Raw genomic sequence first — 11344 nt, 5'->3', positions numbered from 1 at the left:
AAATGGCTGAACGATCTGGCGCCGGCGGCCGACGCTTCGGTAGGAACTTCAACTACCAGGAGTGGGCGGTCGGCGGCTTCCAATTCGCTGAGCCGGATGCCGACCCCGCACAGGACGAGGAAGCCGAGGACGCACCCAACTCGTGGCGAGGCCGCCGGGCGGAGCAGGCGCAGCGGTCACGGGTCGAAGGCACAGGGCAGGGGCAAGGCGATATGTCTCAGCGTGAGGTTGACGACTCGTCGTACGACTACGACGACGTTCCCAACCGGTTCGACATCGACGGGTACGGCAGCGGCCTGTTCGGTGGTCCGGGAGCCGATCTCTTCGGCGCGCACGGCCTGCCGGACAGCGTGCCGGAACAGGTGCCCTACACGACGGGCCCTCAGCCGGTCGTGCGGCGCGAGGAGAACCCGGCGGCGGAGTCCGGGTCGCTGGTCCGCCCGTACACCCGGACCGGTGGCCGGACCCGGCCCGACTACGACCTCGCGATCGAGGCGCTGGTGTCGACCAGCGAGCGAGGTCTCGAACGCGACGCGGCGGTGCTCCCCGAGCACCGGTCGATCTGCGGGCTGTGCACCGACACCAGGTCGGTGGCCGAGGTCGCCGCCCACCTCCGGCTCCCGCTCGGCGTGGCCAGGGTGTTGATCGGCGACATGGCGAGCATGGGTTTGGTTTTGATTCATCAGGGTGGCTTGATCACGGGGGACAAGCCGTCCATTGATTTCCTTGAGAGGGTGCTCAGTGGGCTTCGCAGGCTCTAGCCCCAACGCGGCCGATGGCGAACGGAAGCCGACGACCTCCGCGAAGATCGTGGTGGCCGGTGGCTTCGGCGTGGGCAAGACTACGTTCGTCGGTTCCGTGTCGGAGATCGTTCCGCTGACCACCGAAGCGGTGATGACCGAGGCCAGTGCCGGGGTGGACGACCTCTCGGCCACGCCGAACAAGGTCACCACGACGGTGGCCATGGACTTCGGCCGGGTGTCGCTGGACCAGGATCTGATCCTGTACCTGTTCGGCACACCGGGCCAGCACCGGTTCTGGTTCATGTGGGACGACCTGGTGAAGGGCGCGATCGGCGCGATCGTGCTGGTGGACACGCGCCGGTTGGCGGACGCGTTCGCCTCGATCGACTTCTTCGACGACCGGCAGCTGCCGTACGTGGTCGGGGTCAACTGCTTCGACGGCCTGCTGCACCACCGCATCGAGGACGTCCGCGAGGCGCTCACCATCGACCAGTCCGTGCCCATAGTGACGTGCGACGCGCGTAACCGGCAGTCGACCAAGCAGACGCTCATCACGCTGGTCGAGCACGCCATGCGCCAGTGGATGTCGGTCCGCGCGGGCTGATCGGCCTCGCGGTCGACCGGTGCGCGTGGTGATCTGACGGCTTCGCGCCGAAGGGCGGTCTCCTCGTAGGAGGCCGCCCTTCGGCGTGCCCGAGCAGGCGGGGGTGGCCCGGCCGTTCGGCGCACGGTGGTGGGTGGCGCGAGCGCCGCGACTCGACGCTAGGGCGTCGCGGGTTCACCGATCAGGTGATCATCAGTGCCGAACGGGGGATTACGCGCCGTCACCCTCGACCAGGGCGGCGGACGTGATGCGGTGCAGGGGGAACCGGCGCACCTCGCCGTAGCTGACGTCGACGCCCTCCAGCACGCCACCGCCCACGACCTGCGGTGTGATCACGCGACGGGCGGCGGTGCCGTGGCCGTCCACGAAGTCGACCAGCACGCTGCGACCCTCCCGCGCCGCCCGTTGCAGCAACGCGAGCGTGGCCGAAGGTCCCGCGCCCAGGTGACCCGGCACCGAGACCCGCGCACCGCCGGTGGTCGTCGCCGCACGGTCGCCCGCCCGCACCAGCCGCACCAGCTCGTCCAACTGCTCGTCCGACGGCGCGCCCGGCTGCACCGGCCGCCGCCGCCCCTTGCCCGCGATCCGCCGGCCACCGGCCCGCAGGTCCAGCACGTGACCGTCCGGGCCCTCGGCGGCGGGCGCGAAACCGGCGCCGCGCAACCCGTCCAGCACCTCGGCCAGCGGCAACGGGCTGACCAGCACGGTCGGCGCGATCTTGCGCAGGGCCAACCGCTCCGCCTCCGCGTGCGACATCACCTCGGTGATCAGCACGGGGTCGTCGCAGCGCAGGAACGACCCGGCCGCACCGCCCCGCAACCGGCCGTGCTTGCGCGCCGCGTCGTCGATCAGGTACGTCAACGACTGCGGCACCGGCGTGCGCGACCGGGTCTTGAACAGCTCGTGCAGGTCGGCGGCGCTGCGCCCGGCGTCGAACGCCCGCCGCACCGAGCCCTCGCGCACCCGGTAGACCGTGGCGCTGCCGGCCGACTCGACGTCCGCGACCAGCGCGATCTCGTCGGCCAGCTCCGGGTCCAACCGCCCGGGCGCGACGACGGTCAGGTCGGCCTGCACCAGCACGTGGTCGACCGGCGCGGGCAACGCGTCGCCCAGCCGCTTCGCCGCCGCGCCGGGCCCCTCGGACAGCAGCGTGCGGCCCTGCGCCGTGACGGCGTTGTGCGCGAGGACGCCGACCTGCGTGCCCTCGTCCACGGTCCACCGCACCAGCTCGTCACGCAGCCGCCCGCCACGCCGGGGCGCCCGCCACGCCAGCACGGCGGCCAGCTCGTCCGGCTCGATCACGGCGGTGCCCGGCTCCAACGCGGCCAGCGCTTCGAGGATGCGCTTGCGGTCGCGGGGCGCGCCCGGCCGGTTCAGCTCCGGCGCCAGCGGGTTGAGCAGCCGGTCCCGGTCGTCGCGCCGCCCGATCAGACCGGGCAGGCGGGGCAGGTCGAGCCACGCCTGGGCCAGCGTCGCCCAGCGGTGCTCGGGCGCCGCGACCAGCCACGCGTCGGTCTGCGTGGTCGGCACCCACTCGGGCTCGACGCCCTCGGTGTCGGCGACCAGGCCCGCGTTGACGACCAGCTCGACCAGCAGCGCGGCCCGGCGCTCGTCCACGTCGAGGTCCTTGGCGAGCTTGCGCAGCTCCCGCACGCCGACGCCGCCCGACCTCAGCACCGCCGGCGGGTCCTCCGACCAGCTCTTGAGCAGCGTCTCGACGTGCCGGCAGAGCTCCAACGCCTCCCCGCCGCCGGTGTGGTCGACGTCGGACGGGTCGCGGCGGAACGTGGTGAGCGGCGGTTCGGTGGTCTGGATCGCGCCGAGCGGTCGGTCGCCCCGGACCTTCAGGCCGACCTCGCGGGGCAGCTCGACGGTCTGCGCGTCCCGCCGGACCAGCAGCCCGCGGGCGAGCAGCTTCTGGATCGGCGTGCGGGCGTTGGCGAGGGAGACGACCTGCGCGGCGTCCTTGGTCTGGCCGACCGGCGGACCGGCGGCGAGGGTCTGCAGGACGCGGTGCTCGTCGGGGTCGAGGGCGGTGAGGTCGGCGGTGGCGAGGCGGGGAACCGAGCGGCCCAGGCCGCAGGGGAACGGGTTGACCGCGTCACGGGTGGCGGGCGGGGTGCTGAGCGCGTGGTCGCCGCCCCAGAGCAGGGCGCGGACGCGGAGCGTGTCGAGGGGCGCGCTGATGTCGGTCGGGCCGAACAGCTCCTGCACGGCGCTCCTGCCGACCGGCGTGAGGTCGGCGTCCAGCACGAGCAGCGCTTCGAGGACCGTCAACGTCAGCGTGTCGAGGTCCTCACAGGCCCGCGCCACGGACGCCCGCGACCCGATGCGGGTGGCGAGCACGGTCGTGTCCGCCGGCGGGGGCGTGGCCAGGTCCGGCCGGGCGCGCAGCAGAGCCACGAGCGCGGAGTCGTCCTGCGCCCGCAGCCACTCGGCGAGGGTCGTGCCGGACATCCTCACCACGGTATATGCCGACCGCCCGCACCGGGCCGCCCAGCCCCCGTAACCCCGCCGCTCGCGGTCGGTCGGCCGGAATTGTCGGACCCCGCCGGTAGAATTCGAAACAGGGTTCCCCTAGGCGGGGACCCTTGCGCAGCAACGGCTTCGGTGCCGCTGGCGTGGTGGGGCCGTGGTGGTGGGGTTGGTCGGGTGTTGGCGTAGAAGCTTGAAAGCATGTCCTCGCCGGACGGGCAGATCAGCAGGATGACCCGGGGTTGGGTGGTTCTGCGCCGGGTTCGTCGTTGGCCTGGGTTTCGTGTCATCCCACCGATCTCCACAAGGGCTACCACACGTATCAAGGGGGCGCTCACAGTCGGAGCCGTGGGTATCGCTGACCAGCGCCCCCTTTGACACGCGATAGGGCTGCGCCAGGTCGGCGGGATGACACGAAGCCCTCCTGGTGGGGGAAGGGCGTGCCGGTGGACGGTCCGGGGGTCGCGAGTCGGGCCCGGGGTCGGACGGGCCCGGCGGTGCGGCCGCTGATGCTCTTCCTCCCCAGAGGGATGACACGAAACCCGACCCACAGCGGACCCGCGGCATCCAGCGGCAGTCGGGGTCATCCTGCTGATCTGCCCGTCCGGCGAGGACATGCTTCTCAAGCTTTTGATCTTTGAAGCTCTTGATCTCTGAAGCTGTGAAGCACCCCTACCGGTAGTCCTCGGGTCCGGTGGTCGGGTCGGCCGGCCAGGCGTCGCGCCCGGTCAGGTGCAGGACCAGGGCGGCGATGTTCCACGCGTCGTCCGCGCCGGAGTGGTGCCTGCCCTCCAGCGGCAGGTCGGCGATCTTCAGGGCCTGCGCCATCCCGGGACGCTTGCGCAGTCCGTGCGCCCGGGCGAACACCAGCTTCGCGTTCCAGTGCCGTCGCCCGAACGGGTACGGCACGCCTGTCGCCTGGCACTGCCGCGTGAACTGCTTGCGGTCGTAGTCGCCCCAGCTCGCCCACGGCCGCGAACCGGCCCGGTGTTCGACGGCCAGCTGCCGGCACGCCTCGGCGAAGTCCACGCCGGTGTCCACCTCCGCCTGCGTCAGGCCGGTCAGCTCGGTGCAGAACGGGCTGACCGCGGAACGCCGCGGCCTGACCAGGATCCGGTGCTTGCCGACCCGTTCGCCCGACGCCGGGTCGACCGCGGTCAGGCCGATCTCGATGATCTCGCTCACCTGCCCGGGCGGCGGGTTGCCCGCCCAACAGGTGGCCTCGATGTCGACCACGTTGAGCAGTGCCGTCGTGTCGCTCACGGGCACGAGGGTAGGGATCACACCCGTGACGTGGCTCTCGCTTTTCGCCGTCGGGCACCGCGCGTCGTCACCAGGACGGATGAGGCACACTTGTCCCGACGAAGGCACGACCGAGGAGGAACCGTGGCCAAGGCCCGCCCCGAGCGCATCGACCCGCACTGGCCGGAGCCGCCCGCCGACGGCAAGTACGCGGTGTCCGAGCTGGCCAGCGACGTGCAGGGCGCGTTGTCGCCGTTCGGCAAGGTCACCTTCCCGCTGCCGGTCGAAGAGCTCGGCTACCACCACCCCGTGACGGAGATCAACCGCTAGCCCGGATGCGCGCGGCCGTCGAGCCGCGCGCGTTCCGTATATCTGCGCGGACTACGCTCGACCCCCTCTTGAGCTGTGCTGTTCTGGGAGGTTCGATGCCGGTCCCCGGCCCTGGTTACTCGATCACCGTCAGGCTGGAGGCCCCGCCATCGGCGTCGGCCGCCGGCGACCTCACCTCGGCCGTCGGCCGGGCGGGCGGCGTGATCACCGCGTTCGACGTCGTCGAGTCGCACACGGACCGGGTGATCATCGACCTCACCTGCAACGCGCTGTCGGCCAACCACGCCAAGGACATCACCGACACCCTGGAGCTGCTGCCCGGGATCGTGGTCCGCAAGGTGTCCGACCGGACGTTCCTGGTCCACCTCGGCGGCAAGATCGAGATCTCGTCCAAGGTGCCGCTGCGCAACCGCGACGACCTCTCCCGCGCCTACACTCCCGGCGTCGCCCGCGTCTGCATGGCCATCGCGGAGAACCCGGACGACGCCCGCCGGCTCACCATCAAGCGCAACACGGTCGCCGTGGTCACCGACGGCTCGGCAGTGCTCGGCCTCGGCAACATCGGCCCGGCCGCCGCGCTGCCCGTGATGGAGGGCAAGGCCGCGCTGTTCAAGAAGTTCGCCGGCGTCGACGCCTGGCCGGTCTGCCTGGACACCCAGGACACCGAGGAGATCATCCGCGCGGTCGAGCTGATCGCGCCGGTCTACGGCGGCATCAACCTGGAGGACATCGCCGCGCCCCGCTGCTTCGAGATCGAGGCGCGGTTGCGGGAGAAGCTGGACATCCCGGTCTTCCACGACGACCAGCACGGCACCGCGATCGTCGTGGTCGGCGCGCTGCGCAACGCCCTGCGCGTGGTCGGCAAGAAGATCACCGACTGCAAGGTCGTGGTGTGCGGCGTCGGCGCGGCGGGCAGCGCGATCATCCGGCTGCTGCTCAAGCAGGAGCCCGGCGACGTGGTGGCGGTCGACGTGGACGGCATCGTGCACCGCGACCGGCCGGGGCTGGACGACAACCTGAAGTCCGTCGCCGCGTCGACCAACAAGGAGAACGTCAGCGGCCGGCTGCACGACGCGCTGGTCGGCGCGGACGTGTTCATCGGCGTGTCGGCCCCGAACCTGTTCGGCGCCGAGCAGGTCGCCACGATGAACAGCGACGCGATCGTGTTCGCGCTGGCGAACCCGGACCCGGAGATCGACCCGATGGAGGCGCAGAAGCACGCCGCCGTCGTGGCCACCGGGCGCAGCGACTTCCCGAACCAGATCAACAACGTGCTGGCGTTCCCGGGCGTGTTCCGCGGCCTGCTCGACGCCCACGCCCGCACGATCACGGACTCGATGCTGATCGCGGCGGCCAACGCCATCGCCGACGTGGTCGACGGCGAACGCCTCAACGCGTCGTTCATCGTGCCCAGCGTGTTCGACACCTCGGTCGCGCCCGCGGTCGCCGAGGCGGTCCGGAAGGCCGCCACCGAATCCGCCTAGCATCGCGGGTATGAGCAACCAGTTCACCCACCTGGACGCCGCCGGCGCGGCACGCATGGTCGACGTGTCCGAGAAGGAGCCGACCACGCGCACGGCGGTGGCGTCCGGTGTCCTGCGCACGACGGACGAGGTGGTGGCGTTGCTGGGCAGCGACGGCCTGCCGAAGGGCGACGCCCTGGCCACGGCCCGCATCGCCGGGATCATGGCGGCCAAGCGGACCTGGGAGCTGGTGCCGCTGTGTCACCCGATCGCGTTGTCCGGGGTCAAGGTGGACCTCGTGCTCGGTGACGCCGAGGTGCGCATCACCGCGACCGTCCGCACGACGGACCGCACGGGCGTGGAGATGGAGGCGTTGACGGCCGTGTCGGTGGCCGGGCTGACGCTGCACGACATGGTGAAGGCGGTCGACCCGGCGGCGTCGCTCGACGCGGTGCGGGTCGAGCGCAAGGAAGGCGGCAAGACCGGCCTGTGGGAGCGCCCGTGACGACCGCGCCCCGGACCGCGCGGGTGATCACGGCGTCGAACCGGGCGTCCGCCGGCGTGTACGCCGACCGCGGCGGGCCGATCATCGTGGCGTGGCTGCGGGAGCGGTCCTACGACGTGCCCGACCCGGTGGTCGTGCCGGACGGCGAGCCGGTGGCCGAGGCGCTGCGGGCGGCCGTGGCGGACGGCGTCGCGGTCGTCATCACGACCGGTGGCACGGGCGTCAGCCCCACCGACCGCACGCCGGAGGCGACGAGGTCGGTGCTGGACTTCGAGGTGCCGGGTGTGGCCGACGCCATCCGCATGTCAGGCTGGCCACGCGTGCCGACGTCCGTGCTGTCGCGCGGGGTGGCCGGTGTGGCGGGCCGCACGCTCGTGGTGAACCTGCCCGGTTCGACCGGCGGGGTGCGCGACGGGCTGGACGTGCTCGCGACCGTGCTGGAGCACGCCGTCGACCAGGTGTCCGGAGGTGACCACGCATGACCGAGGTCCTGCGCGCGACCGTCAGCGATCAGCCGCTGTCCGTGGACGAGCACGCCAAGCTCGTGGAGCACGCGGCGGCGGGCGCGGTGGTGACGTTCGCCGGGGTGGTGCGCGACCACGACCACGGGCGTTCGGTGCGCGAGTTGGAGTACGTCGGGCACCCGACGGCCGGCGCGGTGGTGGCCGAGGTGGCGGCGGACGTGGTGGCGCGGTTCGAGGGCGTGCGCGCCGTCGCCGTGTCGCACCGGGTCGGTCCGCTGGCGATCGGGGACGTGGCGCTGGCCTGCGCCGTGTCGGCCGACCACCGGGGTGAGGCGTTCGCGGTCTGCTCGGAGCTCGTCGACGAGGTGAAGCGGCGGCTGCCGGTGTGGAAGCGCCAGGTCTTCACCGACGGCACCGACGAGTGGGTCAACATGCCCTGACCAGGGGCGACGACAACCCGGTGCGACCAGGGTGACGACGACTCAGCCCGGAAACGGGTTGGGGACCCCGGATCGCCGAGGGGGGCGGTCCGGGGTCCCTGTTCCGTCGTGCACCGACTCGCGCCGGCCACAGATCACTTGGTGGCGATCTTGTGACCCGGCAGGATGAGGTCGGCGTTCGGGATGAACTGCTTGTTCAGCTCGTGCAGCTTGGCCCAGCCGCCTTCGACCTTCAGCTCCTCCGCGATCTTCGACAGGCTGTCGCCCGCCTTGATCTCGTAGTCGCCGTTCGGGTTGGAGGACGGCAGCGCCACGGTCACGGGAGCGGGGGCCTCCTGGACCGGCGCGGCCTGCTGGACCGGCGCGGGGGCGGCCTGGCGCGGCTGCGCCGGGGCCGGGGCGGTCCTGGCGGGCGCGGGGGCGCCGCCGAGGCCCTTGGGCCCGCAGACGGGCCATGCGCCGATGCCCTGGGTCTTCATCACGTTCTCGGCGACGCGGATCTGCTCCTCGCGGGAAGCCTGGTGGGGCATTCCGGAACCACCGTGCGCGGTCCACGTGGACGGCAGGAACTGCAGGCCGCCGTAGTAGCCGTTGCCGGTGTTGATGCTCCAGTTGCCGCCACTCTCACACGCGGCGACCGTGTCCCAGTTGACGCCGGACTGCGCGTTCGCGGTGCCGGCGGCCATGGCCAGCGGCGCGCCGACGATGACGCCGGCGACGGCGACCTTCGCGATGCTCCGGGCGGTGGAACTGGTGGTCGGACGGTGCTTGCCTCGGTAAGAAGCCATTTCCCTCTCGTCCACCCGCACCTGCGCGTCCGGCTCGGGTTCGGGCCCGGTGCGCCGTTCGGCTTGATCCCTGTCCGGTGGTTGTCTCTCGCTCGGGGGTGTTCCGGGACACCGTTGGACAGGTTCGGTGCGAGGCGTCCCGGTCTAGCTCTGGTCGGTCGGGGCCAACCGAGAAGCGACGGTACGTAACCGGGAGGCTCGCGCCAAATGATCTGCCATGTGATGCACATCACTGTAACGCGACAGAGTGACTCCCCGAGTGCCCTGTTTAGCCAGCTCAGGGCACCGTTACCGGTCTGTTTCCGTTCCGAGATTCACCGAGATCAATCACCGTAAGTGAGGTTTAGCTCACGTGTTAAGCCGCAAGAGTGGAGAAGCGTCATCCGCCGGCGAAGGGTGGCAACACGTCGAGTTGCGCCCCGGAACACACGGCCGTGTCATGATCGCGAACGGCCACACCGTCCAACAGGTAGCTGCACGCGGGCAGCACGCGGGCCGCTTTCGCGCCGTGCCGGCTCCGGACCGCCTCGATCGCGGCCTCCACCGTGGCCGCGTCGCCGGGCAGCTCGAAGCTCTCCTCCGACACGCCCACCGCGGCCCGCGCGCCCGCGAAGTACCGCACCGTCAGCCGCACCTCACCCTCCGATCGCGCTCATGGGCCGGTCAGGCTGGCTGAACCCGGCCGAGTTGATGCCGTGCCCGGCGGCCTTGGCCCACGAGTTGCCGCGCCACGCGTGCGCGATGTCCTCGTCCGACGCGCCACCGCGCAGCAACGCCCGCAGATCCGTCTCCGACCGGCTGAACAGGCAGTTCCGCACCTGGCCGTCGGCGGTGAGCCTGGTCCGGTCGCACGCCGCGCAGAACGGCCGCGTGACCGACGCGATCACGCCGACCACGGCCGGGCCGCCGTCCACCAGCCACCGCTCGGCGGGCGCGCCGCCCCGCTCGCCCGGCTCGGGCGTCAGCGTGAACCCGGTGCTCAGGGACGCGAGGATCTCCTCGGCGGTGACCATCTCGTCGCGGTTCCAGCCGTGCTGCGGGTCCAGCGGCATCTGCTCGATGAACCGCAGCTGGTAGCCGTGCTCAAGGCAGTGGCGCAGCAGTGGCACGGCCTCGTCCTCGTTCACGCCGCGCATCAGCACGGTGTTCACCTTGACCGGCGCCAACCCGGCGTCGCGCGCGGCGGCCAGGCCCGCGAACACGTCCGCCAGCCGGTCGCGGCGGGTGAGCCGGTGGAAGCGCACGGGGTCGAGGGTGTCGAGCGAGACGTTCACCCGGTCGAGTCCCGCGGCGACCAACCCGGCGGCGCGCTTGGCCAAGGTCAACCCGTTCGTGGTCATCGAGATCCGCGGCCGGGGGTCGAGCGCCGCGGTCGCCGCGATCACGCCGTCCAGGCCGGGCCGCAGCAGCGGCTCGCCGCCGGTGAACCGGATGTCGGTCACGCCGAGCCGGGTCACCGCGATGCCGATGAGGCGGGTGAGCTCGTCGTCGGAGAGCAGGTCCGGCTTCGGCAGCCAGTCCAGGCCCTCGGCGGGCATGCAGTAGGTGCACCGCAGGTTGCAGCGGTCGGTCAACGACACGCGCAGGTCGGTGGCGATCCGGCCGAACCGGTCCACCAGCAGCGGTGAGTCCGGTCGTTCGGAGGTGTCCGGGTTGCCGCGCACGGCGGGTAGCCCCAACTCGACAGCTGTCACCCCTGCCAGGGTAATCGGCTGACACTTGTGGGTGCTGGTGGAAATGGGGGACGGCGGCGCGTCGTGAGTTGGGCGAAGATGCCGGACACGTTCGCCGGAACCCCGGGCCGGAACGCTAAGTTGCCTGACATGAGCAGTGAGCACGAGGTGCCCGCGGACGTGCTGGAGCGGTTCAGCGTCTACGCGCGGGAGACCAGCGCGCTCACCGTCCTGTTCCACACCCGGGTGGCCGAGCGGATGGGCCTGTCGCCGACCGACGAGAAGTGCCTCGACCTGGCCCTGCGGGCGCGGGGACCGATCACCGCGGGCAAGATCGCCGAGCTGTCCGGGCTGTCCACCGGCGCGGTGACCGGCGTGATCGACCGGCTGGAGCGCGCCGGGTACGTGCGGCGGATCCGCGACCCGCACGACCGGCGCAAGGTGCTGGTCGAGGTCACCGCGGCGGACGAGGGCAAGTTCGACCACCTCTTCGTCGGCGCGCGGGAGACGCTGCGCGAGGTGCTGTCGCGCTTCACACCGGAGGAGCGGGACGTGCTGGAGCGCTACAACCAGGCGCTCATCGAAACGTTCCGGCGACGCGTGATCGAGGCCTGAGC

Annotated in this window: 11 protein-coding genes and 1 pseudogene; 7 read left to right on the top strand and 5 right to left on the bottom strand. The window is 71.7% G+C overall.

Annotation, left to right across the window (positions count from 1 at the left end; all coding sequences use genetic code 11):
- The first annotated feature begins 2 nt into the window (after positions 1–2).
- A complete protein-coding gene (locus AB0H12_RS09770; RefSeq protein ID WP_230569778.1) occupies positions 3–761 on the top strand; it encodes a DUF742 domain-containing protein in 759 nt (252 codons plus the stop codon).
- The gene (locus AB0H12_RS09765; protein ID WP_230569779.1) at positions 742–1347 is read left to right on the top strand and encodes a GTP-binding protein; all 606 of its coding nucleotides are present in this window, start codon (positions 742–744) and stop codon (positions 1345–1347) included. Before AB0H12_RS09770 ends, AB0H12_RS09765 begins: the two co-directional genes overlap by 20 nt.
- 210 nt (positions 1348–1557) lie before the next feature.
- Here AB0H12_RS09765 and AB0H12_RS09760 read toward each other — a convergent pair whose 3' ends face one another.
- Positions 1558–3804: a helicase-associated domain-containing protein gene (locus AB0H12_RS09760; RefSeq protein WP_499622186.1), complete on the bottom strand. Its 2247-nt coding sequence runs from the start codon at positions 3802–3804 to the stop codon at positions 1558–1560.
- A 690-nt stretch (positions 3805–4494) separates the two neighbouring features.
- The gene (locus tag AB0H12_RS09755) at positions 4495–5085 is read right to left on the bottom strand and encodes a 3'-5' exonuclease (RefSeq protein WP_499622185.1); all 591 of its coding nucleotides are present in this window, start codon (positions 5083–5085) and stop codon (positions 4495–4497) included.
- Positions 5086–5208: 123 nt separating this feature from the next.
- On the opposite strand from AB0H12_RS09755, the gene AB0H12_RS09750 reads away from it, so the two are divergent.
- The 4 genes and pseudogenes from AB0H12_RS09750 to AB0H12_RS09735 all read left to right on the top strand — a co-directional run bounded on the left by AB0H12_RS09750 (position 5209) and on the right by AB0H12_RS09735 (position 8266).
- On the top strand, positions 5209–5394 hold the full coding sequence (locus AB0H12_RS09750; RefSeq protein ID WP_077005610.1) for a hypothetical protein: 186 nt from the start codon (positions 5209–5211) through the stop codon (positions 5392–5394).
- A gap of 95 nt (positions 5395–5489) precedes the next feature.
- The gene (locus AB0H12_RS09745; RefSeq protein WP_230569782.1) at positions 5490–6878 is read left to right on the top strand and encodes an NAD-dependent malic enzyme; all 1389 of its coding nucleotides are present in this window, start codon (positions 5490–5492) and stop codon (positions 6876–6878) included.
- Positions 6879–6888: 10 nt separating this feature from the next.
- Positions 6889–7362: a cyclic pyranopterin monophosphate synthase MoaC gene (moaC, locus tag AB0H12_RS09740; protein WP_230569783.1), complete on the top strand. Its 474-nt coding sequence runs from the start codon at positions 6889–6891 to the stop codon at positions 7360–7362.
- A pseudogene (locus tag AB0H12_RS09735) lies at positions 7359–8266 on the top strand (molybdenum cofactor biosynthesis protein MoaE). The gene moaC and the pseudogene AB0H12_RS09735 overlap by 4 nt, the downstream one beginning before the upstream one ends.
- Before the next feature lie 134 nt (positions 8267–8400).
- Here AB0H12_RS09735 and AB0H12_RS09730 read toward each other — a convergent pair.
- The 3 genes from AB0H12_RS09730 to moaA all read right to left on the bottom strand — a co-directional run bounded on the left by AB0H12_RS09730 (position 8401) and on the right by moaA (position 10748).
- The gene (locus AB0H12_RS09730) at positions 8401–9054 is read right to left on the bottom strand and encodes a transglycosylase family protein (RefSeq protein ID WP_499622184.1); all 654 of its coding nucleotides are present in this window, start codon (positions 9052–9054) and stop codon (positions 8401–8403) included.
- Positions 9055–9433: 379 nt separating this feature from the next.
- Entirely contained in the window at positions 9434–9688 is a 255-nt protein-coding gene (locus AB0H12_RS09725; protein ID WP_499622183.1) for a MoaD/ThiS family protein, read from the bottom strand.
- Position 9689: 1 nt separating this feature from the next.
- The gene (gene moaA / locus AB0H12_RS09720; RefSeq protein WP_499622182.1) at positions 9690–10748 is read right to left on the bottom strand and encodes a GTP 3',8-cyclase MoaA; all 1059 of its coding nucleotides are present in this window, start codon (positions 10746–10748) and stop codon (positions 9690–9692) included.
- Positions 10749–10877: 129 nt separating this feature from the next.
- On the opposite strand from moaA, the gene AB0H12_RS09715 reads away from it, so the two are divergent.
- Positions 10878–11342 carry a MarR family winged helix-turn-helix transcriptional regulator gene (locus AB0H12_RS09715; protein ID WP_499622181.1) on the top strand — a complete coding sequence of 155 codons (465 nt, stop codon included), beginning with the start codon at positions 10878–10880 and terminating at the stop codon, positions 11340–11342.
- The last annotated feature ends 2 nt before the right edge of the window (positions 11343–11344 follow it).

It is taken from the genome of Actinosynnema sp. NPDC023794 (genome assembly GCF_040639675.1).
In the GTDB taxonomy this organism is placed as follows: domain Bacteria; phylum Actinomycetota; class Actinomycetes; order Mycobacteriales; family Pseudonocardiaceae; genus Actinosynnema; species Actinosynnema luteola.
The sequence above is the reverse complement of the archived record's forward strand: the minus strand, read 5'-3'. Positions and strand labels throughout refer to the sequence as shown.